The 25789-nt window shown below is 66.9% G+C and carries 27 protein-coding genes and 1 other RNA gene; 7 read left to right on the top strand and 21 right to left on the bottom strand.

Annotated features, from left to right (window positions below):
• Positions 1–73: 73 nt before the first annotated feature.
• A non-coding RNA gene (locus tag XARJCFBP2528_RS23025) (sX9 sRNA) lies at positions 74–147 on the top strand.
• Positions 148–151: 4 nt separating this feature from the next.
• Here XARJCFBP2528_RS23025 and XARJCFBP2528_RS20645 read toward each other — a convergent pair.
• The 5 genes from XARJCFBP2528_RS20645 to XARJCFBP2528_RS20625 all read right to left on the bottom strand — a co-directional run bounded on the left by XARJCFBP2528_RS20645 (position 152) and on the right by XARJCFBP2528_RS20625 (position 6299).
• Positions 152–1267 (bottom strand): alpha/beta fold hydrolase, encoded by a 1116-nt coding sequence (locus tag XARJCFBP2528_RS20645; RefSeq protein ID WP_016902634.1) that lies wholly within the window; start codon positions 1265–1267, stop codon positions 152–154.
• A 193-nt stretch (positions 1268–1460) separates the two neighbouring features.
• Positions 1461–2780 carry an ABC transporter permease gene (locus XARJCFBP2528_RS20640; protein ID WP_016902635.1) on the bottom strand — a complete coding sequence of 440 codons (1320 nt, stop codon included), beginning with the start codon at positions 2778–2780 and terminating at the stop codon, positions 1461–1463.
• Between the two features lie 13 nt (positions 2781–2793).
• Positions 2794–3954, bottom strand: coding sequence for an ABC transporter permease (locus XARJCFBP2528_RS20635; protein ID WP_016902636.1), 1161 nt, complete (start codon positions 3952–3954; stop codon positions 2794–2796).
• Positions 3955–3966: 12 nt separating this feature from the next.
• Positions 3967–4656: an ABC transporter ATP-binding protein gene (locus XARJCFBP2528_RS20630; protein ID WP_016902637.1), complete on the bottom strand. Its 690-nt coding sequence runs from the start codon at positions 4654–4656 to the stop codon at positions 3967–3969.
• 398 nt (positions 4657–5054) lie between these two features.
• A complete protein-coding gene (locus XARJCFBP2528_RS20625) occupies positions 5055–6299 on the bottom strand; it encodes an efflux RND transporter periplasmic adaptor subunit (RefSeq protein WP_026064353.1) in 1245 nt (414 codons plus the stop codon).
• A 291-nt stretch (positions 6300–6590) separates the two neighbouring features.
• On the opposite strand from XARJCFBP2528_RS20625, the gene XARJCFBP2528_RS20620 reads away from it, so the two are divergent.
• The 3 genes from XARJCFBP2528_RS20620 (at position 6591) to XARJCFBP2528_RS20610 (ending at position 9437) form a co-directional block, all read left to right on the top strand.
• Positions 6591–7778 carry a sensor histidine kinase gene (locus XARJCFBP2528_RS20620; protein ID WP_016902639.1) on the top strand — a complete coding sequence of 396 codons (1188 nt, stop codon included), beginning with the start codon at positions 6591–6593 and terminating at the stop codon, positions 7776–7778.
• Positions 7779–7869: 91 nt separating this feature from the next.
• Positions 7870–8472 (top strand): response regulator transcription factor, encoded by a 603-nt coding sequence (locus XARJCFBP2528_RS20615; RefSeq protein ID WP_016902640.1) that lies wholly within the window; start codon positions 7870–7872, stop codon positions 8470–8472.
• 176 nt (positions 8473–8648) lie between these two features.
• On the top strand, positions 8649–9437 hold the full coding sequence (locus tag XARJCFBP2528_RS20610) for a ThuA domain-containing protein (RefSeq protein ID WP_039815015.1): 789 nt from the start codon (positions 8649–8651) through the stop codon (positions 9435–9437).
• A gap of 153 nt (positions 9438–9590) precedes the next feature.
• Here XARJCFBP2528_RS20610 and XARJCFBP2528_RS20605 read toward each other — a convergent pair whose 3' ends face one another.
• Both XARJCFBP2528_RS20605 and XARJCFBP2528_RS20600 read right to left on the bottom strand, forming a co-directional pair.
• A complete protein-coding gene (locus XARJCFBP2528_RS20605; RefSeq protein ID WP_039512593.1) occupies positions 9591–10133 on the bottom strand; it encodes a cytochrome b in 543 nt (180 codons plus the stop codon).
• Positions 10130–11227 carry a catalase family peroxidase gene (locus XARJCFBP2528_RS20600; protein ID WP_039815017.1) on the bottom strand — a complete coding sequence of 366 codons (1098 nt, stop codon included), beginning with the start codon at positions 11225–11227 and terminating at the stop codon, positions 10130–10132. The genes XARJCFBP2528_RS20605 and XARJCFBP2528_RS20600 overlap by 4 nt, the downstream gene beginning before the upstream one ends.
• A gap of 162 nt (positions 11228–11389) precedes the next feature.
• On the opposite strand from XARJCFBP2528_RS20600, the gene XARJCFBP2528_RS20595 reads away from it, so the two are divergent.
• Complete coding sequence (locus XARJCFBP2528_RS20595) at positions 11390–11905, top strand: RNA polymerase sigma factor (RefSeq protein WP_016902644.1); 516 nt, start codon at positions 11390–11392, stop codon at positions 11903–11905.
• Entirely contained in the window at positions 11902–12657 is a 756-nt protein-coding gene (locus tag XARJCFBP2528_RS20590) for an anti-sigma factor family protein (RefSeq protein ID WP_016902645.1), read from the top strand. The genes XARJCFBP2528_RS20595 and XARJCFBP2528_RS20590 overlap by 4 nt, the downstream gene beginning before the upstream one ends.
• Before the next feature lie 55 nt (positions 12658–12712).
• Here the strand turns inward: XARJCFBP2528_RS20590 and XARJCFBP2528_RS20585 are convergent, their stop codons facing one another.
• From XARJCFBP2528_RS20585 to XARJCFBP2528_RS20555, 7 genes are all read right to left on the bottom strand, one after another.
• A complete protein-coding gene (locus tag XARJCFBP2528_RS20585; RefSeq protein ID WP_016902646.1) occupies positions 12713–14083 on the bottom strand; it encodes a leucyl aminopeptidase family protein in 1371 nt (456 codons plus the stop codon).
• A 43-nt stretch (positions 14084–14126) separates the two neighbouring features.
• Positions 14127–14864 carry an HAD family hydrolase gene (locus XARJCFBP2528_RS20580; protein WP_016902647.1) on the bottom strand — a complete coding sequence of 246 codons (738 nt, stop codon included), beginning with the start codon at positions 14862–14864 and terminating at the stop codon, positions 14127–14129.
• Between the two features lie 100 nt (positions 14865–14964).
• On the bottom strand, positions 14965–16071 hold the full coding sequence (locus XARJCFBP2528_RS20575; protein ID WP_026064355.1) for an AI-2E family transporter: 1107 nt from the start codon (positions 16069–16071) through the stop codon (positions 14965–14967).
• Positions 16072–16255: 184 nt separating this feature from the next.
• Positions 16256–16639, bottom strand: a complete 384-nt coding sequence (locus tag XARJCFBP2528_RS20570; RefSeq protein WP_016902649.1) for a hypothetical protein — start codon at positions 16637–16639, stop codon at positions 16256–16258.
• A complete protein-coding gene (locus XARJCFBP2528_RS20565) occupies positions 16636–17124 on the bottom strand; it encodes a hypothetical protein (protein WP_016902650.1) in 489 nt (162 codons plus the stop codon). The genes XARJCFBP2528_RS20570 and XARJCFBP2528_RS20565 overlap by 4 nt, the downstream gene beginning before the upstream one ends.
• A 3-nt stretch (positions 17125–17127) precedes the next feature.
• Positions 17128–17490, bottom strand: a complete 363-nt coding sequence (locus XARJCFBP2528_RS20560) for a hypothetical protein (protein WP_006450942.1) — start codon at positions 17488–17490, stop codon at positions 17128–17130.
• 115 nt (positions 17491–17605) lie between these two features.
• Positions 17606–19045, bottom strand: a complete 1440-nt coding sequence (locus tag XARJCFBP2528_RS20555) for a Do family serine endopeptidase (RefSeq protein WP_016902651.1) — start codon at positions 19043–19045, stop codon at positions 17606–17608.
• A 242-nt stretch (positions 19046–19287) separates the two neighbouring features.
• Here XARJCFBP2528_RS20555 and XARJCFBP2528_RS20550 point away from each other — a divergent pair, with 242 nt between their 5' ends.
• Positions 19288–20106 carry a hypothetical protein gene (locus XARJCFBP2528_RS20550; RefSeq protein ID WP_016902652.1) on the top strand — a complete coding sequence of 273 codons (819 nt, stop codon included), beginning with the start codon at positions 19288–19290 and terminating at the stop codon, positions 20104–20106.
• 501 nt (positions 20107–20607) lie between these two features.
• Here XARJCFBP2528_RS20550 and XARJCFBP2528_RS20545 read toward each other — a convergent pair.
• The 7 genes from XARJCFBP2528_RS20545 to XARJCFBP2528_RS20515 form a co-directional block, all read right to left on the bottom strand.
• Positions 20608–21270 (bottom strand): DUF3313 domain-containing protein, encoded by a 663-nt coding sequence (locus XARJCFBP2528_RS20545; RefSeq protein WP_016902653.1) that lies wholly within the window; start codon positions 21268–21270, stop codon positions 20608–20610.
• Positions 21271–21329: 59 nt separating this feature from the next.
• Positions 21330–21620: a hypothetical protein gene (locus tag XARJCFBP2528_RS20540; protein ID WP_026064356.1), complete on the bottom strand. Its 291-nt coding sequence runs from the start codon at positions 21618–21620 to the stop codon at positions 21330–21332.
• 99 nt (positions 21621–21719) lie between these two features.
• Positions 21720–22904 carry an ATP-binding protein gene (locus XARJCFBP2528_RS20535; RefSeq protein ID WP_016902655.1) on the bottom strand — a complete coding sequence of 395 codons (1185 nt, stop codon included), beginning with the start codon at positions 22902–22904 and terminating at the stop codon, positions 21720–21722.
• Positions 22901–23566: a response regulator transcription factor gene (locus XARJCFBP2528_RS20530; RefSeq protein ID WP_016902656.1), complete on the bottom strand. Its 666-nt coding sequence runs from the start codon at positions 23564–23566 to the stop codon at positions 22901–22903. Before XARJCFBP2528_RS20530 ends, XARJCFBP2528_RS20535 begins: the two co-directional genes overlap by 4 nt.
• A gap of 149 nt (positions 23567–23715) precedes the next feature.
• Positions 23716–24603: a TIGR01777 family oxidoreductase gene (locus tag XARJCFBP2528_RS20525; RefSeq protein WP_016902657.1), complete on the bottom strand. Its 888-nt coding sequence runs from the start codon at positions 24601–24603 to the stop codon at positions 23716–23718.
• A gap of 208 nt (positions 24604–24811) precedes the next feature.
• Positions 24812–25405 (bottom strand): DUF4142 domain-containing protein, encoded by a 594-nt coding sequence (locus XARJCFBP2528_RS20520; protein WP_047125044.1) that lies wholly within the window; start codon positions 25403–25405, stop codon positions 24812–24814.
• A 93-nt stretch (positions 25406–25498) separates the two neighbouring features.
• Entirely contained in the window at positions 25499–25765 is a 267-nt protein-coding gene (locus XARJCFBP2528_RS20515; RefSeq protein ID WP_026064358.1) for a hypothetical protein, read from the bottom strand.
• Between the last annotated feature and the right edge of the window lie 24 nt (positions 25766–25789).

Raw genomic sequence — 25789 nt, 5'->3', positions numbered from 1 at the left:
GCGCAGCTCCTGCCTGGAGGTAGGGCGAGCAACAGACCACTGCGCTCACCGCGGTGCAGGTGCAGTCATCGGCATGTCATTCAGACCCACCGTTTCGTAGCGCGCGGTCCGTTCCCACCTGACGACCGCTCGCGACGTCTGTCAGCCGCTCTCAGCCGCGCGGTGCCAACGCCGGTGTCGCTACCGCCAGCGTGGAGGTGGGCAGTGCCTGCGGCGCGGGGCAGTGGCCTGGATCCTGTTGCGTCTGCGCCAGCCACTGGTCGATCGGTGCGCCCAGCAGATCCAGCCGCAGCGGCAGGCTCAGATGGGTTTCGCCAGGCAGCTCGACGTAGTGCGCGCGCGGGCTGGCCAGCGCCAGCGCACGCCCATGCGCGACCGGGATGTGCTGATCGGCATCGCCATGCACCAGCAGCACGCAGCTGCGTGTGTCGGCCAAGGCCTGCGTCACATCGACGTGGTCCAGGTCCAGCTGCAGCTGGCGGTCGGCGGCGGCGATCACCGCATCGATATTCTGGTCGGCATAGCGCCAGCGCGCATACGCGGCCACCGCCTGCCCACGCCAGCCATCCGGTTGGCTGGCGAGCAGGTGCGGGACCATGTCGCGAATGCCGCGCCCGGCGTTGGCGAAGGATTCCATCGCCACCACGCCGGTCACGCGCGGCCCGAGCTTGTCGGCGGTGAACAGCGCGGTGGCGGCGCCATAGGAAATGCCGAACAGGTACAGCGGGCCACGGATCTCGCCACGCGGTTGCAGCGCATCGAGCACGTCGATGACGTCGTCGGATTCACGCGTCCCGTAACCGGACGGGCCACCGCCGGAATGGCCATGGTTGCGCAGGTCGATGGTGATCACCCGGTAGCCGGCCTGCGCCAGTTCCAGCGACCATGGCAGCAGCGAATCGCCATCCATCATCCAGCCATGCAGCAGCACCACGGTGCCGCGCGGCGTCGGCGGGGTCGCGGTGGGCACCTTGAAACTGAAATCGACATCCAGCGCATGCGCCGGATCGTGGCGCTGGCCGAGATAGCGGTAGTGCATGGCGTACTGGCCGGGGTCGATCGCGCGCCAGAAGATCGGCACCTGGTCGCGCGTGACCACATGCCCGCTGCGGTTGGGCACCGTGGCGATGGTGGCGGCAATGCGCTCCTCGTCCAGCAATGGCGAGGTGCCACCGGGCGCAACCAGGCGCTCGCTGAGCGAGGTGGAGGACGAGGAACAGCCGGCCAGCCACAGGCAGGCGCAGGCCAGCAGAATCAGGCGCGTCATGGGCGAAGATCGATGGATGCAACGGCCGGGCAGCCTACGACCTGCCCGCCCCGCGCATCTACCGCAGTGCAGTGACAGAACGATGACAGCCCGCACTGCGTTCAGCCGCAGCAGCGCACTTGCTCCGCTTTGGCTGTCACCAATCCCCACTCCCGATTCCCGATTCCCGATTCCCGGCGGGCCAAGGCCCGCGCTACACCTCACGCAAGGCAGTGGTGATCGGCAACCGCGCCGCGCGCAAGGCCGGGAACAGCCCGCCGACCAGGCCAATGCCCAGTGCCCATTTGAGCCCGCTCCACAACAGCTCCGGCGAGACCTTGAACTGGAACACGATCTGGCTGAAGTTGCTGCCCAGCGTGGACACGCTGTAGCCATTGAAGATGGCCCAGGCGATCAGGCCACCGAGCAAGCCGCCCAGCAGCGCCAGCAGCATGGTCTCCAGCATCAGCGCCATGATCACCGGCGTGCCGCGGAAACCGATCGCGCGCATCGTGGCGATCTCGCGCGCGCGCGTGGCCACCGCCGCATACATGGTGTTGAGCGCGCCGAACACCGCGCCCACCGCCATGATCGCGCCGATCACCGTGCCCAGGATGCTGATCAACCTGTTCAAGCCACCGCCCTGTTTGCCGTAGTAGGCACGGGTGGTTTCCACATCCAGTTTGAGCCGCGGATCGGCGGCCATGGCGGTCTTGAACTGGCTGAAACCGGCCTTGCCGGCGGTGCGCACGCTGATCGACTGGTAGGCGCTGCGGTTGTAGGTGGTGGCCAGTGTCTGCGCATCGGTCCACAGCTCCGAATCGTGCGCATCGCCGGAGGCGAACACGCCGACCACGGTCCATTGCTGGCTGCCGAGGGTGAGCGTCTTGCCCAGCTGCAGTCCGCGGAACTGAGTCAACGCGCCTTTGCCGACCACGATCTCGCGCAGGCCGGGGGTGAAGCGCCGGCCCTGCACCAGCTTGACCTTGTCGTGCACCGCCCAGGCCTGTTCGCCCACGCCACGCAGTTGCGCGTTGACGTCGGTGCCATCGGATCTGGAGGCGATGTTGACCACCTGCGAGAGCTCCGGCGACAGCAGCGGGCGGCCTCTGGCATCGGCGGCGATGCCGGGCAGGCTGCCGATCAGCGGCACCAGGTCGCGGGTGATCACCGAGTTGGTTTCGGCCTGCGAGCCGCCGCGCAGAACAATCGCGGTGGTGTCGTCGCCGGTGCTGTTGAGCGTGGCCTGAAACCCCTGGCCCATCGCCAGCATCGCCACCAGCACGCCGACCACACCGGCGATGCCGACCACGATCACCGAGCTGGCACCCCAGCGTTGCGGCAGCGTGGCGATGCCGATACGTGCAGCGGCCAACGACAGCCGGCCGCTGCGCGTGACAACCAGCCACACCGCCAGCAAGGCGGCGGCGACCAGCACGCCGATCCACGGCAGCGCGATCCACACGGCCAACCCGACGGCCAGCGACACGACCGACAGCAGATTGACCAGACGGTTCTTCCATTGGGTTTGCATTTGCCTGCTCCTGTCAGCGGCCGGCGAGGGCATCGACGATCTTCAAGCGCTGCGCGCGTCGCGCCGGCAGCACACCCACCACGATGCCGATGCCGGCCATCAGGCCCAGCCCGACCAACCAGGTCTGCAGCGGCACGCCCTGCACCGGCATCACCCCGCCGCTGCGTGCGGCCACCAGCGGGATCACCAGCGACGCCAGACCCATGCCGATCAACCCGCCCAGGCCGATCAACAGCACCGACTCCACCATCACCAGACTCAACACGGTGCGGTCCTGAAAGCCCAGCGTCTTGAGCGTGGCCAGCTCCGGTATGCGCTCGCGCACCGCCTGCGCCATGGTGTTGCCGGTCAGCAGCAACAAGGTGAAGAACACCGCGGCCATGATCGAGGTGACGATCAGGCCGATATCGGCGAACTGTTTGATGAAGGCCTGCTGGAACGCCGATTCGGTCTGCGACTTGGTTTCATGATCGGAGTTGGCCGACAACGCGTCGATCGCCTGCGCCACGCGCGAGGCCTGGTCGGCACTGCGCAACGTCACGGTGTACCAGCTGACCTTGCTCTTGATGTAGTCGTTGGACTCGTCGAAGTATTTCCAGTTCATCATCAACTGGCGTTCCTGGTTGGCCGCCACCGCGCGGTCCTTCATGCGGAAGATGCCGACCAGTTGCAGCGGCCAGTCGTTGCTGCCGCCACGCGGGAAGATGGTGGCCTGCAGCGGAATGGTGTCGCCGATCTTCCAGCCATTGGCCTTGGCCAGGGTCTCGCCGACGATGGCGCCGGTGCGCGTGGTCTGGAACGCCTTGAGCTGCTCCCTGGGCAGTTCGTACTCGCTGTAGACGTCGAAGAAGTTGGGCGCCACCGAGAAGTTGGGGAAGAAGTTCTTCAGGTCGCGATAAATACCGCCGAACCACATCGCCGAGGTCACATCGCGCACGCCCGGCACGCTGCGGATCTGCGATTCCAGGCTGATCGGCAGTGATTGCGTAATCGACAAACGCGAAGCGACCACCAGCCGGTCCACACCGCTGACATTGCCGCCGGAGGTGAAGGCCACGCGCACCGAATCGAGCATGCCGAACAACAAAAATGCCGCCACCACCGACAACAGCGTCAACAAGGTGCGGGTCTTGCTGCGGAACAACTGCGCCCACACCAGCCAGAGATACTTCATGGCATCACTCCTTTAGAGCACAAGCGGCGCGTCGGCCAGCTCGCCCTTGTCCAGGTGGATGGTATGGGTGGCGTACTCGGCGGCCTTGGGGTCGTGGGTGACCATCACGATGGTCTTGCCGTGTTCGCGATTGAGTTCCTGCAGCAGGCGCAGGATTTCTTCGGCGTTGTGGCGATCCAGATCGCCGGTGGGTTCGTCGCAGATCAGGAAAGTCGGGTCGGACACGATCGCGCGTGCAATCGCCATGCGCTGCTGCTGGCCGCCGGACAGTTCGCTGGGCTTGTGGTTGCGGCGTTCCTGCAGGCCGACCAGGGTCAGGGCGATTTCCGCATTGCGCTTGCGTTGCGCGGCGTTGAGCGCGGTGAGCAGCAACGGCAGCTCCACATTCTTTTGCGCGGTGAGCATCGGCATCAGGTTGTAGAACTGGAACACGAAGCCGACGTGGTGACTGCGCCAGGTCGCGAGCTGGCCGCCGCTCATGCGGTCGATGCGCTCGCCCTGGATCTCGATCTCGCCACCGCTGGGGTTGTCCAGCCCGCCGATCAGATTGAGCAAGGTGGTCTTGCCCGAGCCGGACGGACCCATCAACGCGACGAAGTCGCCGCTGGCGATCTCCAGGTCGATGCCGTGCAGCACCTGCACCTGCTCGGGGCCGCGTTGGTAGGTCTTGGTGATGTTGCGCAAGCTGACGAGAGCGGTCATGGCGACTCCTGACGGTGCAATGGAAAGAGGCAAGCGCGATGCGGCATGGCGACCGCGATTGCATGAGGCGGCAACACGGCAACACGGCAACACGGCGATGCAGTGACGGTGAGGCGGCAAGACGGTACGAGGCTGGATGACGACAGACGCAACTGCTGGGTGACGTGCGCGACGACGCATGGCGGCGACAAGCAGGCGGCTAGTTCTGTACTGACCGATGACGCCGCTGGCTGTGGATCACCGACGCCGCTGTAATCGTTGCTATGTGCTTGCATTGCCTTGCGCGATCGCAGCGCCATCCAGGTGCCACGACCGCATCCGCCACTGCTGCCACTGTGGGCGCCGCGCTCCCCGGAGCGGCGTCGCTGCCCACCTGGTGACTGCAGTTACCGGCGCAGTTACTCGGCAGCGTCCGCGTCGGCTTCGGCCACCGTGTCGCCGTCTTTCAGGCCTTGCGGCGGATCCAGCACCACGCTGTCGCCCGCACTCAAACCCGACAACACCTGGCGGTCCTCGCCCATCACCACCCCGGGAGTGACCGTCTTCATGCTGACGGTGTTGCGCTCGCCGACTACGAACGCGACCGTGCGCGTGTCGCGTTCGACCAGTGCCGCAGCCGGCACGCGCACGCCCTGCGGCTTGCTGGCCTCCTGCGTATTGGCCCGTTCCAGAAAGCTCACCCGCACGCCCATTTCCGGCACGATGCGCGGGTCCTTGAGCTTGAGCGCCACGCGCACCTTCACCGTGGCCTTGCCGCGGTCGGCGGTGGGAATGATGGCGATCACCTCGCCGGGAATCTTCCATTCCGGATACGCGTTGAGCACCGCGTCCACCGGCATCTTCGGCTGCACGCGGCCGATGTAGGACTCGCCCACTTCCACTTCGATCTCCAGCGATTCCATGTCCACGATGGTGCCGATGCCGGTGCGGGTGAAGCCGCCGCCGGCCGACAGCGGCGAGACGATTTCGCCGGGCTGCGCGGCCTTGGCGGTGACCACGCCGGCAAACGGCGCACGCACCACGTTGAAGTCCGAGCGGATCGCCGAGATCGCCAGCTGGTCCGATGCCACGCGCACGTTGCGTTGCGCATTCTGCAGCTGTGCGCGCAAGGCATCGCGCTGTGCGGTGGCCTGCTCGTACTGCGAGCGCGACACCAGTTGCGCACCGACCAGCGATTGCAGCCGCGCCGCATCGGCATTGGCCACTGCCAGTTGCGCCTGCATGTTGTCGACCTGGCTGCGTGCGGCCGACAGCTGCGATGCCGACAGCGTGCGCTGCGCATCGGCATCCAGCGGGTCCAGCGTGGCCATCACCTGGCCTTGTTCGACGCGCATGCCTTCTTCGATCATCACCTCACGCACCTTGCCGGTGACCTGCGCCGACACCGTGGCCATGCGCCGCGCCACCACGTAGCCCGATGCGTCCAGCACCGAGGCACTGCTGCTGCCGGCGCTGATCGCCACCACCGCTGCGGTCTGCACCTTCGCCACCGGGCGGCGGGTGAACCACCACGCCGCGGCCGCCAGCAGCACGATGACGATCACGGCGGCGATGATCCAGCCGCCGCGCCGTGCAGGTTCGGGGGCGGCAGGACGCTGGCGGTCGATGCGGAGTTGCTTGAGCAGATCGGCAGAAGTATTCATCGAGGACCAGGACGGGATGCTGCGCGAAAATGTGACCGGCCGCGGGCGCCGCCGCAAGCTGCCGGAAGTCACCAATGCGGTTGCGGCGACGAACGGTAGCGCGACCAACGCTGCTGCCAGGTGCTGTGCAGCATGCGACCGCAGCGGCGGCATTCACCAGTGACAGCTGTCACCTGCCGCGCATGACAGCGGCAACTGGCCGCGCTTTCCAGGATCGGCGAGGCTGCAGCATCGGGCGCCCGGTCGGGCCCGTCAGTGGCAGAATCCGATCACTCACATGGACCCATCCCGATGCGCTTGTCGCTACCCGCCTGGCTTCGCCCCGCCGCCAATTCGCAGGTTGCCGCGCGGCTGGCGCAGGGCCAGTCGCCGTGGATGGATGGCGTGCATCTGCTGTGGTCGAGCTGGGTGTTCGTGGTGCCGGTGTTTTCCCCGCGCGGGTACGACAGCACCTGGCTGCTGTGCACCTTGCTGTCGTATCCGGTCTTCCTGCTGTTGTACGCGCGCATGTTGCTGGCGCCGCGCGGCACCCTGTATCGCTATGCCTGGGCGATGGGTGTGCTCAGTGCCGCGTTGCTGCCGGTGTATCCCTCGGGGATCAGCTATTTCGTCTTCGCCTGCCTGAGCCTGCCCCCGTCCACACGGCAGGCCTTGTGGCGGCACTTCGCGATGCTGGTGGTGATGAACGTGCTCTACCTGGGCTGGGCGCACTGGCTGGGAATGCGCCTGCAATCGCTGGTGTGGTTGCCGGTGTCGGTGCTGGGCATGGCCGGTGTCGGTGCGGTGTACAGCATCAACGAACGCAAGGACGCGTTGCTGCGCCTGTCGCAGGACGAAGTGCGCCGGCTGGCCGCCACCGCCGAGCGCGAGCGTATCGGCCGCGACCTGCACGATCTGCTCGGTCACACCTTGTCGCTGGTGGCGCTCAAATCCGATCTGGCCGCGCGCCTGATCGCGCGCGATCCGCAGGCCGCGCGCGGCGAGATCGATGCGGTGGCGCAGATTTCGCGCGATGCCCTGGCGCAGGTGCGGCGCGCGGTCACCGGCATTCGCGCCGCCGGGCTGGTGGCCGAGCTGGCGTCGGCGCGGGTATTGCTGGAGATGGACGGCATCGTGCTGGAACACGCGCTGGAAACGCTGGCATTGCCGCCCGAACACGAAACCGCACTGGCACTGGTGGTGCGCGAAGCGGCCACCAATGTGCAACGGCATGCGCAGGCCAGGCGTATGCGCGTGAGCCTGCGCGCGCAGGGCGAGCAGGCGGTGCTGGACATCAGCGACGATGGGCGTGGCGGGGTGATCGTGCCCGGCAACGGCCTGGACGGCATGCGCACACGCCTGCACGGCCTGGGCGGCGCGTTGGAGGTGGAAGCGCTGCCGCGCGGTATGCGCCTGCGCGCCAGCGTGCCGTTGCCGCAGCCCACGCTGGCGACCGCGCAGCCGCCAGTGCCGGTGCCGCTGCTGCCACCGTCGCGCTGATCGCGCACACGTCCACTGCATTGCACGCAATGCACGGCGGGCCCAAGCGCTGCTATCGTGCGCCACCGTTGTCTGCATATGAGCGCGCGCGATGATCCGGGTGTTGTTGGCCGAAGACCAGGCGCTGCTGCGTGGCGCGTTGGTCGCCTTGCTTGGGCTGGAAGACGATATCGAGGTGGTCGGCAGCGCAGGCGATGGCGAAACTGCCTGGCGCGAGCTGCAACGCCTGCAGCCGGACGTGCTGATCACCGATATCGAAATGCCCGGCCTGACCGGCCTGGAGCTGGCCCAGCGCATCCAGCGCCAGGCGCTGCCGCTGCGGGTGATGATCGTCACCACCTTCGCCCGCCCGGGATTTTTACGCCGCGCGCTGGATGCCGGTGTGGCGGCGTATCTGCTCAAGGACGCGCCGGCCGAACAACTGGTCGGCGCCCTGCGTCAGGTGCAGCGTGGCGGGCGGGTGATCGACCCGCAACTGGCGCTGGACGCCTGGGTGGAAGCCGATCCCTTGAGCGAACGCGAGCGCACGGTGTTGCGGCTGGCCGGCGAAGGCCGCTCGGCCAGCGAGATCGCGCAGCAGTTGCAGTTGTCGCATGGCACGGTGCGCAATTACCTGTCCGAATGCATCGGCAAGCTGGGCGTGGCCAATCGCATCGAAGCGTATCGGCTGGCGCGGCAGAAAGGCTGGCTGTGAAGCAGTGACGCAGACGCGTTGCGTTGCCAGCGAGCGCAGCACTGGATGGCATGGGCTGCGCATTGCCGCGTATCCGTTGTGCATTGCCGCCTGCCGCTATTCCAAATAACGCGAAAAGCATGCCGCGCAGGCGCGGGTACACTGCCGGGCCAGAACGATCCCTGCGAGCGAACGGCATGAAATCCCTGTGGCTGTTGGGCCTGCTGATGGTGTGCGCATTCAACGCGTCTGCCGAGCAGTTCAAGATCCTGGTGGCAGCGATTCCCAACCAGTATCACCACGACTATATCCCGGTCGCCAAGCCGCAATTCGAAGCGATGGCGCGCAAGCATTATGTCGAGTTGGTATGGGCGTGGAATGCCAAGGCCTTCGATGGCGATCTATCGCAATACGCGGCGATCGTGCTGCTCAATACGCCGGCTACCGATCTGGATCCCACGCAGCGTGCGAACTTTCAGGCCTACGTGCGCAACGGCGGCGGCGTGGTGGCGGTGCACAAGGCGTTTGCGATCAAGCGCGGCGACTGGCAGTGGTACGACCACCTGATCGGCCGCTCGTTCCGCACCCATCCGTACATGCAGACCGCGATGGTCGACGTGGTGGACGCCAACTTCCCGGCCACTGCCGGCCTGCCCGCGCGCTGGGTGTGGACCGACGAATGGTACGAATACGATCCGCCATACAGCGACGACCTGGTCACGCTGATGACGGTGGACGAAACCAGCTACGACCCCACGCTGATCTGGCCGGGCCAGGTGGCCAAGGGCATGGGCAAGCAGCACCCGGTGGCCTGGTATCACCACTTCGAAGGCGGCCGCGTGTTCGCCACCGCGCTCGGCCATCTGGCCGAGGCCTACAACGACCCGCGCTACCTGGAGCATCTGTACGGCGGGATTTACTGGGCCGCCACCGGCAAGGGCATCGAAGCATCCGTGCCAGCGGCCAAGACAAAACGCCAGCGTTAAATCCTAGCCCCTCTCCCATCGGGCTAGGGGTTGGGGTGAGGGTACGGGGCAACGCCACTCCAGACGGCGGTCAACCCGATGCTTCGCCCGTACCCGCATCCGCCCCTGCGGGGCACCTTCTCCCGGCAGGAGAAGGGAGCCAGCAGCCATCCATCAACGCGCAGACCGCTCGCCACGCGCCATGCTGGAAAACACGCCATCGCGGCGCACCCAGGCATGGAACAGCGCCGCGCTCAGATGCCCCAGCACGGTGACGAACAACAGGTACGCCAACCAGCCGTGCGCGCTCCGCAACCAGGCGTACAGCGCAGGATCGTGCGGCGCGATCGCCGGCAGGTTCGCGCCCGGCCACAGCACGATCGGATAAGCGCCGGCCGACAGCATCGCCCAGCCGATCAACGGCATGCCCAGCATCAGCGCATACAACAACCAGTGCGAAGCGGTCGCCGCGGCCTTCTGCCAGGCCGGCAGGTCGGCCGGCAGCGGCGGCGGGCGGTTGCGCAGGCGATTGATCAGCCGCAGCACCGCAAGGATCAGGATCGCAATGCCCAAGGGGCGATGCAGATCGATCAACCACGGCCGCTGCGTCACCGAAGCCACCATACCCACGCCGACGAACAGCATGGTCAGGATCATCGCGGCCATCAACCAATGCAGCACGCGTGCGGGCAAGTTGAAGTGGGTGTGGCTGCTCATTGGCGTGCTCCCTGGCCGGTGGCGGCGCTACCTGTGCCATTGGCGATCTCATGCTCGCGTCGGTTGAACGATTGCGAATACACCGACGAGCGCGCCGCCAGGATCGGGTCGTTGGATCCGGCGATGCCCTTGGGCAGGATCAGCGGGTCGTAATTCAGGTCGCGGCACGGGCCGGTGGCCTGCGGCTCGGCATGATCGATCGACACCGTGCCGGCGACGATCTGCTTGCGGCTTTCCGGCCATGGCTGCGAGGGATCGTCCACCGCATCGCCCGGCTCGGCCACGGTCAGCACCAGGTCCCAACGCAGCGGCCCCTGCGCCAGGCGCGTGTCCAGATCGGTGGCGAGAAAATCGCCATCGGCCTGCGCGCGCTGCTCGGCGCTGAGCTCCTGGAACGGGGTATGCGGACGCATCGACCAGCGGATGTAGCGCTCGCGTCCATCGGCGGCAATCGCGCGGAACGCATTCACCCCGTTGTATTGCGTATTGGCCCAGCTGTCGGACCACGGTGCGGTCTTGGCCCACTGCTGGAACTTGGCTGCTTCCGGATACTGCTTGCCGAACGCGGCCAGCTTGGCCGGGTCTGGCTTGCCGGTGGCCGGGTCCGGCCGGGATGCCACGTTCAATGCCTGGAAACCGGCCGGTGTGGCCACCACGAAGAACGGAAAGCTGTTCATCGCGGTGCGCCATTCCTGCCCGTCGTCGCTGCGCAACAGCAATGCCATGCTGCGTACGCGTGCCGCACCATCGGCGCCATGCGGGTCGCCGCCGCCGATCGACAAACGCCCGAGCACCGGCGTGCTGGCCTGGCTGAAGATGCGTGCCGACGACAGCCAGGCGGCCTTGCCGCTGGCCTTGAAGTCCCCGCTCACACACACGCCCTTGGTATGTGCGCGGCGAAAGCCCGGATGCGGCGGCCCGCTGGCCTCGATGGTGTCGGTCATGCGCGCGGCGGTCAGCCGGTCGCCACCGATCCAGCCGGCGGTCCAGGCGAACGCAACCGCCAGGCCGCCGGCAATCGCGGCGATCCCCAGCAAGGGCGCCACGCGGACGCGTCCATGCTGTGGCGGTGGGGAAGGAGGTGGCAAGGTCATGGCTGGCTCCAGGGGTCGGTGCGGTGAGTGGTCGATGCAGTGAGACGACGTGCAGGCCGACTTATTCCCGTGATCGCCCAGGCGTTGTGGCACGCGCATCAATCGTGGGAATAGTCCACGCTCCAGCGCGTCTACTGTGTGATGCCACCACCAAACCTGCCGATGGATGCTCTGGACGATGACCAACTGCGTGCCGTGCTGCCGGCGCTGCGTCGCTTCGCGCGCTCGCTGAGCGGCGAGCCCGCCAGCGCCGACGACCTGGTGCAGGCCACGCTGGAACGTGCGCTGCGGCGTTGGCGCACCCGCCATACCGCCGAGGCCCTGCAGCCGTGGCTGTTCGCCATCCTGTACCGGCAGTTTCTGGACGGGCAGCGCCGCGCCGCGCGCTGGCAGCGCGTGGTGGGCTTGTTCGCGCCGCAGCAGCCCAGCCAGTCCGCATCGGCCGAGCAGGTGCACGACGGCCGCGCCATGCTGGCCAGCCTGGCGTTGCTGCCGCCGGAACAGCGCGCCTTGCTGCTCCTGGTCAGCGTGGAGGGTTTCAGCTACCGCGAGGTGGCCGACACCCTCGGCATCCCGATCGGCACGGTGATGTCGCGGCTGTCGCGTGCGCGCGAACGCCTGCGTGCATTGAATGAAGGCCACGTGCGCCATGCACCCGCATTGAGGATCCTGAAATGACCAGTACCCCGCCGCCTGACGAACACGCACTGCACGCCTATGTCGATGGCCGGCTGGAGCCGGCGCAACGCGCAGCGGTGGCCGCCTGGTTGCAGGCGCACCCGGCGCAGGCTGCGCGCGTGGCGGGCTGGAAACGCGATGCCGAAGCGCTGCGCGCCGCGCACGCCGGACTGGAGCCGGAGATGGCCGCACTGGCGCTGACGCCTGCAGCGATTCGCCGTGGCCTGCAGCAACGCCGCCGGACCCTGGTGGCCATGGCCGCCAGTTGCGTGCTGGCGCTGGGCCTGGGCACCGGGCTGGGCTGGCAGTTGCGCGAGAGCCGGCTCGCCATTCAGCGCGTGCCGATGGCCGATGCAGTGGCCGCATACCGCCTGTTTGCCGATGTCGACGCGCATCCGGGCGTTGCGTTGGAGGTGCAGCGCCGTACGGAATTGGAGCCGTGGTTGCGCACGCATTTCGGCAACGCCGGTGTGGTGCCGGATCTGCGTGCGCAGGGCTACGTGCTGCGCGGCGGGCAGTTGCTTTCCACACCCGAAGGCGCGGCAGCGATGCTGGTCTACAGCGATGCCGACGGCGCGCGTATCGGCCTGTACCTGCGTCCGCGCAGCGGGCCGATGCCCACCGGCGAACGGCGCGATGGCCGTCTACTGGCGCAGTACTGGGCCGAAGGCGAGACCGCGTTTGCGCTGGTCGGCCCGGCGACGCAGACACGCATGCGCACGATCGCGCCATTGCTGCGCAGCCAGGGATGACCGGCGCGACTTGAGGCGCGTGCTGATGGCCGCGCGCGCTGCGTGCGCGGCGAGCTCAGCCGCCGTAGCGTTGCTGGAGCATCGCAAAGGCCGAGCGCAGCGCCAGCGCCTCGCCGCCCGCCGGGCGGCCGGGGCGGTCGCTGTCGTTCCAGGCGTACACGTCCAGATGCGCCCACAGCTGGCCCGGCGCGACAAAGCGCTCCAGGTACAGCGCGGCGGTGACCGCGCCGGCCATGCGCGAGCCGGCGTTGGCCATGTCGGCGACGTGGCTGTTGAGGTAACGCAGATACGGGCGCCACAGCGGCATGCGCCAGACCGGGTCGCGGGTCTGCTCGCCGGCACGCAGCCAGGCCTGCGCCAGCGCATCGTCGTTGGCGAACAGCGCGGGCAGGTCCGGCCCCAAGGCGATGCGTGCGGCACCGGTGAGCGTTGCGAAATCCAGGATCAGATCGGGGCGCTGCTCGGTGGCGTAGCTCAGCGCATCGCACAGCACCAGGCGGCCTTCGGCATCGGTGTTGTCCACTTCCACCGTGACGCCGGCGCGGGTGGTGATGACTTCGCCCGGGCGGAACGCGTCCGGGCCGACGGCGTTTTCCACCGCGGCAATCAACAGGGTCAGTCGTACCGGCAGCTGCTGCGCCATCACCAGGCCGGCCAGCGCCAAGGCATGCGCCGCGCCGCCCATATCCTTCTTCATGTTGCGCATGCCATCGGCCGGCTTCAGATCCAGCCCGCCGGTGTCAAAGCACACGCCCTTGCCAACCAGCACCAGATGCGGATGCGCCGCATCGCCCCATTGCAGCTGGATCAGTCGCGGCGCCCGGTGCGAGGCGCGCCCGACCGCGTGGATGGTGGGGAAGTTCTGCGCCAGCAATTGCTCGCCGACGATGGCATCGACCTGGGCGCCATGCGTTTGCGCCAGTGCGCGCGTGGCCTCTTCCAGATGCTGCGGGCCCATGTCCTCGGTCGGCGTGTTGACCCAGTCGCGCACGCGGATGCAGGCCTCGATCAAGGCACGTGTCTGCGGTGTCGGCGTGGCGGCCAGTTCGGCCGGTGCGCGAGGCACCTTGCGGTAGCGCGAGAAGCGGTACGCACCCAGGCCCCAGCCCAGGTGCAGCAGCGCCTGTTCGCTCTCGCTCAGCGTGTTGGCCAGCGTCCAGCGGCTGGCCGGCGGCAGCGCCATCGGTGCATGCGCGTAGGCGTAGGCATCGGCGCGGTCGCCGATGCCCAGCACCGCGCCGGCCAGCCCCTGTTCGCCCGGCAGCAACAGCACGCTGCCTGGTGCGGCATCGAACCGTTGCGCCTGTGCCCACGCCAGCACGCGCGTGGGCTGCTCGGCGCACCAACGTGCAAAGCCTTCGCGGTCGAGCACATGCAGCGGCAAGGCTGCGGCGTTGGGATCGATGAAACCGGTGAGCTGCGACATGGAAATCCTCGGGGGCGGCGCCATGCGCCGAGCAAGAAGTGGCTCAGGCGGGAAGGCGGATGCCGGCGTGTGCGGGGTCGGGGTGCGGTTGCTGCGCGTCCAGCCAGTCGGCCAGCCCGGTCATGGAGTCGAACTCCAGATCCGGTTGCTGGGTCGGGTGCGACCACTGCGCTCCATCACGGTTGATCCAGCAGGCGCGCAGCCCGGCATCCAGCGCGCCCAGCACGTCCATGCGCACGTGGTCGCCCACATGCAGCACCTGCGCCGGCGGCACCTCCAGCCGCGCACATGCGGCCAGGAAGATGCTCGGGTCCGGCTTGGCGCTGCCGTGCTCGCGCGAGCCCAGCTGAAACGCGAAGTGATGCATCAGCCCGATGCGTTGCAGATCGGCATTGCCGTTGCTGAGCGCCGCCACCGGCACATGCGCGGCGATGCGCGCCAGCGCGTCCAGCGCATCCGGGTAGCACTCCACCTGGTTGCGCGCGGCGTAGAAGACGTCGTACGCAGGCTCCAGCAAGGCCAGGTTGCCGCCGCTCTCGCGCAGCGCCATTTCCAGCGTCAATCGCCGCAGCGCGCTGAGGTCATGATGCAGGTGCGGGTTGTCGGCAAAGCTGCGCTCGCGCAGTTCGCGCATCGCCTCCACCGGAAACCGCTCGGCGGTGACCGGGCTGTGCTCGCGCATCCAGTCGTACAACACCTGGTCGATCCGCGCCCCGATCGGCGCAAAGGGCCACAACGTATCGTCGAGGTCGAGGGTGATGGCGCTGATGTGGAAGCTCATCGCGAGATTGTAATGCCGGGAATGGGGAGTCGGGAATCGAGAATGGGTAGAGCGCAGCCACTGCTCTTGCGATTCCCGATTCCCAACTCCCGATTCCCGGCTACTCCAACAGCCGCGCCCAACGCTGCATTCCCTCCACCCGGCTCAGCACCATCTTGATGCAGACCAGCAGCGGTACCGCCAGCAGCAAACCGACCATGCCCCATAGCCAGCCGAACAGCATCAGCGCCAGGATCAGCATCAGCGGCGAGATCGCCATGCGGCGGCCGAGCACGATCGGGGTGACCACCTGGCCTTCGATGGTGTGCAGTGCCAGGTACAGGATCGCCGGCAGCATCGCCGACAAGGTGGTGCGGAATTCCACAAAGCCCATCAGCAGCATCAGCATCACGCCGATCAACGGGCCCACATACGGCGCGAAGTTGAGCAGCGCCACCACCGTGCCCCATAGCAGCGCTTCGGGCAGCGGAATCTTGAGCACATAGAGAATGCCGGCGAAGACCAGTCCGACCAGCGTATTGATCACGCTGATGGTGAGCACGTAGCGCGAGACCTCGCGCTCGATGTCCAGCATGATTTCGGTGGTGAAGCGTTGCTGCTGTCGATTGGGCAGCAAGGCGATCGCATGCCGTTGCAGGCTTTCGCCGTAGACCATGAAGAAGAACGTCAGCAGCACCACCGCAAGCACCGAGGCGGCCAGCTTCGGCGTGCGCACCAGCGCCTTGTAGGGGTCGTCCATCTGCGTGCGCACGATCTGCACGCTGCGCTGGCCATCGCCGCCTGCCGCGCGTGCAAAGTTTTCCGCGGCCTGGTTGGCCTGCATCACCGGCTTGGTGAAATCGCGCACATCGCGGGCGATCTGGCGCATCTGCCGGGGCGCCTGCTGCACCCATTCGGCGGCCGGCCCGGCCAGCTGCGCGGCCAGGGTCACGGTACCGGCCAGGCCCAGGCACAACACCATCAAGGCGCCGAGGAAGCGGGGGATGTACAGCTTGCGCAGACCGCGCAGGATGGGGTTGCCGATCAAGGCAAAGAAGGCGGCCAGCATCACCGGCAGGATGATCGTCTGTGCAGCCCACAGCGTATAACCAACCGCAAGCGTGGCCAGCACCACCAGCGAGACAGGCGCACGTGGGCGCGGCGCCGGTGGCGGCGGGAGCGAATCTGCCGCAACGGCAGCATCCATAGAATCGACGGGAAGAGTCATGCGCGCCCTGGCAGCAGACTGGCGTGCTGCCAGCGGTGGGCCATTATCAGCCGAACGCGTCAACGCAGCGCACAGAGGGTGTGCGCGTAACGTCAGTCCTTAACAGCACCAGTGGCGGGCTCTGCCGCGCAGCGGGCGGCGGACACCCGCAGCGTGATCCCGAGCGGTGCTCGGGAACCCGCCATTACGCAGCGCGATCGATTGGCGCCTGCACCACCGTCACCGGCGGATCGGCAGCGACCTCTTCGGCACTGTCTGCAGCACGTTCGGCCTGCTCGGAAGCTTCCTGCGCACGGTGTGCGGTGAATAGCGCAGAGATCGTGCTGATCATCTGCAGAATCTTCGGGATACCGCCCAGTTTGCTGGCAATGCTGCCCAGTGCTGCCTGCGGTTCGTTGCGGCCGGTGACAAACCCCAGGCCGAAACCAACCACCATGATCCGCAGCGGAGACCACCCGGCACGCCAGGTGTCACGCAATTCTCCCCAATGCAGGCGTGTTTCCTGGGCGCGCCCTTCCACCAGGAATTCGGCGCGTTCCACGCGCTGACGCAAGGTGCCAAACTTCATGTGCGTGCTCCATTGGCAGCCGATGCGTGGGCATCGTCGTCGTCGCTGCTGTCATCGAAGATGCCCAGCTTGACCAGCTGACGACGTGTTGCATTCAAGCCGGTGTGGTCGAAGTAGAAGAACACCCGCCACGCCGCAATGCCGGTGACCAACAAGCTGGCCAGTGCGGTGAAAAACATCGCCTGGAACCACGAAAGGCCGGCGCGTTGCAGCAGCGCGATGATTGCACCTGCCAGCAACAACCACGACGACGCGCCGAAGACCACGGCAACGCATGCCCAGGCCAGTCCGCGCCCGAACGCACTGCGTGCAAGTTGCAAGTCGGCCGACACCAGCCGGCGCAACGCGCGGCTGGTGTCCTTGGCCGAGCCCAGCGTTGCGCGGCCGGCTGCGCCGACCGCACGTACGCTTTCGTCCAGTCCTGGCGTTTCCGGACGCGCGTTGGGCGCGTCGGAGGCGGCAGCTGTAGAGGCCTGGTCGCTCACGACTTAGTTGTCGTTGCTGCGTGCCAGCTTGGCAATGATCCAGCCGGTCGCAAACGCAACGCCGAACGCAGCCAGCGGGCGCTCACGAATCAGATCGGTGGCGCTTTCCAGCAGGTCGTTGCCCTTGCTGACCAGCACATCGAGCTGTTCCTTGGCAGCGGCGCCGCCGAACTCGGCAGCGGCCATGCCAGCCAGTGCGGTATCGGAGAGCTCAGCCTTGACGTTGGCGCGACCGAGCTTGAGCTCATCGCCTGCAGCACTGGTGGCGCCCTTGACGGCTTCGCCTGCAGCGCTGGCGGCAGACTTCAGGTGGGTGCTGGCTTCGCTCAGATTTTCTTTCAGCTGGTCGGTATTAGTGGGGCTCATGCGATATCTCCTTCGGTCATTGATGGCAGCCGCGACAGCATGCGGGCGTGGTGCAGCAATAGCATCGCTGCGGTGTAGGAGGTGTTAGTGCACGCCGATGGCAGTGCACGCCACGTCAACGCATCAACGCGTCGTACTGCGCGTTGCCACGCAGGATGCGCACGACCAGTTGCTGCGGCTTGCGCTGGAAATTGGCGCGCCAGCTGGCCAGATCGGCAAACTCGCCCACGCTGCTGGCCACGATCACATCTCCGCTGACCAGACCATTGGCTGCGGCACGACCGCCGCGTTTGACCTCGCTGACCATGACGCCGGTAATGCCGGATTGGCGCAGCGATTCGGGCAGATCCACGAAGGTGGCGCCGCCCAGGCGCGGGTCGAGCATGTCACCGGTGACTGCGCGGTCCTGCTCCTTCAGTTTGGCGGTGAGCGTGAGCGGTTTGCCATCGCGGCGAATCTCCAGCCTGACCGCGCTACCGACCGCCTGCAGGCCTTCGTAGTTGTGCAGCGCCTCTGCGCTGTCCACGCGCTGGTCGTTGGCGGCCACCACCACATCGCCTGGTTGCACGCCTGCGGCGGCCGCAGCCGACCCTGGCAACACGCGCGTCACCAGCGCACCGCGCAACGAATCCACGCCCAGGCCCTGCAGCATCTGCTGGGTGAGGTTCTGGGTTTCCAGCCCGAGCGTGCCACGCACCACCACGCCCTTGGTCACCAGTTGCTCCACCACATTGCGCGCCAGGTTGGACGGGATCGCCAGGCCCAGGCCGATATTGCCGGCCATGCTGCCCTGGGGATTGAAGCTGGCGGTATTGATGCCCACCAACTGGCCTTGCAGGTTGACCAGCGCACCACCGGAGTTGCCCGGATTGATCGAGGCATCGGTCTGGATGAAGTTCTGGTAGCCCAGCCCGCGAATACCGCTGCGGCCCACCGCCGAGACGATGCCGGAGGTCACCGTCTGGGTGAAGCCGAACGGGTTGCCGATCGCCACCACGAAGTCACCCACGCGCAGCGCATTGCTGTCGGCCAGCTTGATGTCGGTGAGGTTGTCGGCCTTGATGCGGATCAGCGCGATATCGGTATCGGCATCGGAGCCGATGAAATCGGCCTTGACCGTGCGCCCGTCGCCAAGCGTCACCTGCACATCGTCGGCATTTTCGATGACGTGGTGATTGGTCAGCACATAGCCTTTTTGCGCATCGATGATCACGCCAGAACCCAGCGACTCGTTGATGCGGTCCTGCGGCACCTGCGGAAACAGCCGGCGCAGGATCGGGTCGTTGAAGAACGGGTTGCGCACGCGCACCACTTGCTTGGTATTGACACTCACCACCGCCGGCATCGCCTGTTGCAGCATCGGCGCCAGCGACGGCACCGGTTGCCCGGCGACGGCGGCCGGCAGTGCGGCGGCCGCGGGCAGGCTAAAGGTGGTGGCCGCGCCGGCCGGTGTGGCCTCGGCGCGGTTGTCCATCCAGGCGTTGATGCCGGTGGCGGCAAATCCGCCGAAGGCAGCGGCCAGAGAAAGGGTCAGCAAGGTGGGCAGCGGGCGCATGCAACGAGTCCGGGTTACGCGGTGGAAGAGGAATAGGGCGTCTGACTGCGTAAATCAAGCTGAACGAGAGTGCCAGCGGGCAATTTAACGCCTGGTGAAAGCGCCGCCGAGCCCTTGCCGGCGCTGCGTTGACAGTCGCTTGAGCCCGGCGTAGCGTCCGCTTGATCCGATGCCTGTTCAGCATACGCATGCCGCTGCGCATCGCCCGCGTTTTCAGCACTGATGCCCTTAAGGAGGGTCCTATGAGCAACGGCAATGGTGTGACGGCAACCCTGTCCGAGGCTGTCGATAGCGTCAAGAGCACTGCCACCGAACTGGGCGAGACCATCGCCAGCACCACCAGCGACGCGGTGGCCAGCGTGCAGGACGCGGCCGGCACGGCGGCGGCAGAGGTCAAGATCCGCGTCGCCAAGGCCCGCAAGGCCGTGGTCAAGGTCGAACAGCGCGTTGTCGAAAAGGCCGGCGATGCAGCCACCGCGGTCAAGCGCAGCGTGGCCAAGACCAAGCGCTCGCTGGTGTCGGGCAAGGAGGCCGCCAAGGACAAGTTGACCGCCACCAAGGACGCTGCCAAGCAGAAGCTTGCATCTACCAAGGATGCCGCCAAGCAGAAGCTGAGCAGCACCACCGATGCTGCCAAGAAGAAACTGGCCAACACCAAGGCCAGCGCCAAGCAGAAGCTGGAAACCGCCAAGGCCAATGCCAAGGCCGAAGCCGCAGCACTGAGTGCCAAGACCGCTGCCAAGAGCGCAGCGCGCAAGAGCGCGGTGGCCACGGTGGGCGCGCGTACGGCAGCGAAGAAGGCTGCGGCCAAGGCGGCCCCGGTCAAGAAGCCGGTCGCCAAGACCATCGTCACGCCCGCCGCCAAGAAGGCACCGGTGGCCAAACAGACCGCCACCAAACAGGCCGCAGTGAAAAAGGCCCCGCTCAAGAAGGCGGTGACCAAGACCACCCTGAAGAAGGCAGCCAAGGTCACCAAGACCCCGGCCACGCGTGCCGTGGCCAAGACCACCGCCGCCCGCAAGGCGGTGGGCAAGAAGGTGGCCAAGCGCGTGACGCGTTGATGCTGCAGCACCAAGATGGCATTGCACGCTGACGATGCGTTGGCCGTGCAGACTGACAAAGGCCGGCGCTGTTCGTACAGCGCCGGCCTTTTTTGTGGTGTGATCGTTAACGAGGCGGTCCCTTGCTTGCTGCGCTCATGTGATCGGGCAAGTGACTGGATCTGACATTTGAACCGGATGGGCATCTGTCCGCACCGCTCGCCAGATGCGGAACATCAAGCCACTCTCCTCACGGAGCGAGAAGGTACGGCTTGCACGCCATGGGTGCGCGTGTCCTGGAGCGCCCGCGCCGCAAGAGTGGGTTAGGCGTGCAGCGGCGCTGGGATGAAACCGACGAAGCCCGCGTGTCGTTCCGAGTTCGCGAGGCTTCGCCCGGACCCTCATCCGCCTCTGCGGGGCACCTTCTCCCGGTGGGAGAAGGAAACTGCAAGCCATCGCTTCCGCTAATCCGATTCCCGATTCCCGATTCCCAAATCCCAAATCCCAAATCCTAAATCCCAGCTACTCCATTCCCTTGACCAACTGCTCGGCGCCCTTGCGAATACCGGCCTTGGCCGCGTCGTAGGCGCCCAGGCTGGCCTTGATGTTCATTGCGCTCGGATACTGTTTTTCGACATAGGCGGCGAGTAGGCGGTTGCTCTGCGCGTCGAAGATTTCCACCGCGTAGCTGACCGAGCCGGAGAATGCGCCTTCCTTGCCGCGTGCGGCCTGCACCGCGTTATAAGAGCCGCCACCCAGATCCACCTTCATGAAGGTGCCCAGCACCCGTTTGCTGGGCTTGGCACCGGCCAGGCTGATGCGCACGCGCAAGGTGTCGCGATCGGCCACCGTCGCGCGTTGCCAACGCTGCCCGATCGCATTGCCGAACTCCTGTTGCATGTAATCGGCGAGCATGCGTTTGTCCTGCTCGGGCACGTCTTCGAATTGCGCGTCAGGACCGCGATAGATGCTGACCGGCTCGACCAGTGCGGCGCGGTAGCGCGTCCAATCCACCTCGCCCTGGTAGGCGTACGGCATGCGGTCACCACGGCTGCCATCGTGCGGGCGCAGATAGCTTGAAGACGGCAGCTGGCTGTACGGCATCGGGCGCGTACTGGCACAACCGATCAGCGTCACGCCGACAACCAGCAGCGCGCAGCAACGGACAAAAGAATGCGACGACATGGGCAGATACCTGGAGAGGAAGCAGATAGGGACAAGCACGCGCGAGCGGGGCCGCGCGCTCAATGCATCAGATAGCTGGCCACCGCCAGCGCAAACACCACTGCGGCAGCAGTGAACATCACCCCGCTCTTGGCCCAGTGCTGCAGCCGGCGCGCCTGACGCGCGCTGCGGATATCCGGCAGTTCGCTCCAGATGTCGCGATTGCGCGTGCCGGTGCGGCCACAGCGAAAGTCCAGCAGCAGGACATCGGCGACAGGGGCAGGGGCAACGCTATCGTTGGCAGCCGTATGCGGTGCCAGCAGCGCGATGGCGGCGGGAGAGAGCGGGGTGGAACGGATCGAGTGGAACATCACCATGCATCCTGGATGCGTGCGGTGAGTGCACTGTAGGCAGCGGGTGTTGGAAACTTATTGGTTGGGCGCTGGACGATCGCCGCACGCCGCCTGCGTTCAGCCGGTGCGGCGCACGCCCTCGCTGGCGAACACCACGCGCACGCACAGGCCGCGGCCCTCGTGGCCTTCGCAGGTTTCGATGCTGGCTTCGTGCAGGCGCGCGATACCGGCCACCAGCGACAGACCGATTCCGCTGCCCTGCACCTGGCTGCCGGCAACCCGGTAGAAGCGTTCGAAGATGGATGCGTGGGCACTCTCCGGGACGCCGGGGCCGTCATCGCTGACCTGCACGAACGGATGCAGCGCATCGGCGCGCAGGCAGTAGCCGCAACTCACTTCCACCATGCCATGGAGCCGGCCATAGCGGATGGCGTTGTCGACCAGATTGCGGATCAGGATACCCACCGCATCCACATCGCAACGCAACAGGCACGGCGATGCTTCCACCTGCAAATTGATGTGGCGGGCCTCGGCCTGCACGCTGAATTCGTCCAGCACATGCGAGATCAGCTCGCCCATGTCCACCTGCTGATACGCCGCCGAGCTGATGCCTGCATCCAGCCGCGCCAGATCCAGCAATTGCTCGGCCAGGCGATTGCTGCGGCGCGCGGTTTCAAGTAGCTGCTGCAGCGCCGCGTCCTTGGCCTCCAGCGTGGGTGCGCGCAGCGCGACCTCGGCGTAGGCATGCAGCGCAGACAGCGGGGTGCGCAGTTCGTGCGCGGCGTCTGCCACGAAATCGCGCTCGGCCTGCACGGTCTTCTCCACGCGGGCCAGCAGCGAATTGAAGGAGCCGATCAGCGGGCGAATCTCGTCTGGCACCTGCGCCAGCGGCACCGGCTCGGTTTCCAGCCCGGTGCGTTGCGCGATGGCGCCGGAGATGGCGCGCAGCGGTGCGAGCGAGGTGCGGACCGCCCACCACACCAGCACGCCCAATACCCCCAGTTGCAAGGTGTTGAGCACCATCGCAATCAAGGTCTGCTTGAAGCTCATGCGCGAGGACGCATTGCCGATCGGGGTGTGCGTATCGACCGCGGCCGGCGGCTCCGCTTGCGTATCGAAGCGGTGCTCCAGCGCATCGGGCAGGGCGCTGATCAACTGGTCGCCGAACATGTTGAGCTCCTGCTCGAACACGCTGTGATGGCCCTGGGTGACCAGGGCGACCAGGATCCACAACGAGGTGGACCAGCTCAACAACACGATTGCGGCCAGCGCCGCCAGCATGCGTGCCTGCAGCGATTTCATTCCGGTGCCTTGCCGACCATGTAGCCCTGGCCATACACCGTGGAGATCAGCTCGTCGCCGAGCTTGCGGCGCAGCTGGTGCACGTATACCGCAATCATGTTGCTGCCGCCTTCGGACGGACCGCCGTAGACGCCTTCTTCCAGTTGATCCTTGGTGACCACGCGCCCGGCGCGTTCCATCAGCGCCAGCAGCAGGCGGTATTCGTGCGCGCTCAGCGCCACCCACTTGCCGTCGCGGGTGACCTTGCGGCTGCTCGGGTCCACGCAGACATCGCCCTGCGTGAGCAGCGGCACCACGCGGCCCTGGCTGCGCCGGGTGATCGCACGCAGTCGCGCCATCAGCTCGTCGAACTGGAACGGCTTGACCAGGTAGTCGTCGGCACCGGCATCCAGGCCGCGGATGCGGTCGGTGAGCTGGCCGCGCGCGGTCAGTGCGATCACCGGCGTGGCGTCGTAATGGCCGCGCATGAAGCGGATCACCGTCAGCCCGGACTCGCCCGGCAGGCCGATGTCCAGCAGCACCGCGGTGTAGCGGTGGTCCACCAGCACGGTCTTGGCGGCATTGGCGCTGCCGACGTGGTCGATGGTCCAGGACTGCTGGCGGACGCCATCGCAGATCGCGTTGGCCAGCATGGTGTCGTCTTCGACAAGCAGCAGGTGCATAGGTGTTCCGCCGGGCCCAGGGCCAGTCCGAGATCGGCAGCACTGTCGGAGATGGTCGTTAGGCAAATATTAGTGCATGGCACGCCGGGCCGTTACAGGCGGCCGGCAGCCCTGCCATTGCGCAAGGCCGCAGGGCCACCGCGCAGGCGCTAGCGCTGCAGGATGGCGCGCAATGCCGCTTCCAGGTGGACGTACTGGAAGCGGAAGCCGGCATCCAGGGCGCGTTGCGGCAGCACGCGCTGGCTGACCAGCAGCAGCTCGGCCATCTCGCCAAAGCCCAGCCGTAGCAGGCCGGCCGGCAGCGCCAGCAGCGCCGGGCGATGCAGCACGTGGGCCAGGGTGCGCGCGAACTCGGCATTGGTAACCGGGGTCGGCGCGGTGGCGTTGTAGGCGCCGGGCTGGCCGTGTTCCAGCAACCACAGCAGCAAGGCCACCATGTCGGCGCGGTGGATCCAGCTCATCCAGTGCCGGCCATCGCCGAATGGGCCGCCGCCGCCGAAGCGGAACGCCGGCAGCATGCGCGCCAGCGCGCCGCCGTCGCGGTCGAGCACGATGCCGGTGCGCACCCAGCTCACGCGCGGGCCGAGCGCGGCGATCTTTGCCGCTTCGGCTTCCCAGTCGCGGCACAGCTGTGCAGAGAAATCGTCGCCTGCGTGGTCCGCCTCGGTCAGGACGCTGTCGCCACGCTCGCCGTAATAGCCCACCGCCGAGCCGGAAATCAGCACCGCCGGGCGCCGTTCGGCCGGCTGCTGCGCGATCCAGGCATGCAGCTGGCCGGTGATGCCCAGGCGCGATGCGCGGAAGCGCTGTTTGCGCGCATCGGTCCAGCGGCCGGCCGCCAGCGGCTCGCCCGCCAGATTGATGACCGCATCGGCCTGCACGCCGTCCAGCGTGTCCACCACGGTCATGCCGGGCAGGTGACGCGCCGCGCGCCGCAGGTCGCGGGTCAGCACGCTGACCTGGTGCCCGGCCTGCACGAGTGCCGGACACAAGGCCTGGCCGATGAACCCGGTGCCGCCGGTGATGAGCAACTGCATGGGATATTCCTGCGCTGAATCGATGCGGCACGATAGGCCAGCGCTGCCTGCTGCAAAGTGAAGTCGCTGCACACGCTGCGATGGCCGCGTGCGGCACCAGGACGGTGGCCGGGCGGAGGGCGTGTCCGATCGGCAAGACCGGCAAGGCTCAAACGCCAACGCGCCGGACAGGCCGGCGCGTTGGCTGCTTGCAGACGCTGTAACAGGCTCAGCGCGAGGAGGACACCGCGTGGGCACGCTCGAAGTGCGCTGACACCACGCGCCGGCTTTCTTCCAGATGCTGCTTGAACGGCGCGCTTTCGGCGGCGGGCAGCAGTTCGGCGTCGATGATCTTGATGGTGTCGCCGTGGTCGCTGACCATCGTGCGCAGGAAGGCATTGCGGTAGGCGTCCTTGCCATCGGGCAGGGTCGCTGTCTTTGCCAGTGCGTCCACCGCTGCCTTGCCCTTGGCGCGCATTGCATCGGCCCGCGGGCTGTCGGTGGCACCCAGTGCCTTGCTCTTTTCCAGGTTGGCTTCGTGGTCGTGCAGCAGCTGCTTGGCGAAGGTGTCGGTCGCGCCGCCCAGATCCTGGGAGATGGCCTGCTTGGCCAGCGCGATTTCGTTTTCATCCAGCGCCGCCAGCACGCCGAGCACGGCGGGATCGCCCTTAGCCAGTTCGGCAGCGCCGGTGCCGCTGACCGGTGCGGCAGTCGGCTCAGGCGATACTGCCGGCGCAGTCCGCGAGGCATCCCCGCCGGGGCGATCGCAGGCGGTCAAGGAGAGCATGGCAAGGAGCGATGTCGCGACAAGAAGGGATTTCATGGAGGTCCTAAAGAATGCGGCCAATACTGCCGACGGTGAAATGCAAAGGAGCCGCTACGCGGCTCCGGTGATGCGTGGATCGGCGCCTGCCGGTCAGGCCAGCTGCGCCTGGGCGGCTGCGCCAAGGCCCAACGATCTGGCTGGCGTACGCACGGTGTCCTGTGCGGTGCGGCACACGCGCGCCATGCGTGCGGTGCGTTCGCGAATCAAAGCGTGTTCGCTGGCCGGGGCACTGCCCAGCAAGCTGGCGACATGGAAGCCTAGGATGTCCTCCGCGCGGTCGCCTTGGTCGCTGACGATGTGCGGAACCAGCCGCTCCAATCGCTCCAGCTCCTGCTGCACTTGATACGGGGTTTTCATGATGCTCTCCAATGAGTAACGGTC

Source organism: Xanthomonas arboricola pv. juglandis, assembly GCF_001013475.1.
Classification (GTDB): Bacteria; Pseudomonadota; Gammaproteobacteria; order Xanthomonadales; family Xanthomonadaceae; genus Xanthomonas; species Xanthomonas arboricola.
Note: the sequence above shows the minus strand (reverse complement) of the source record. Positions and strands in the feature narration are given on the sequence as shown.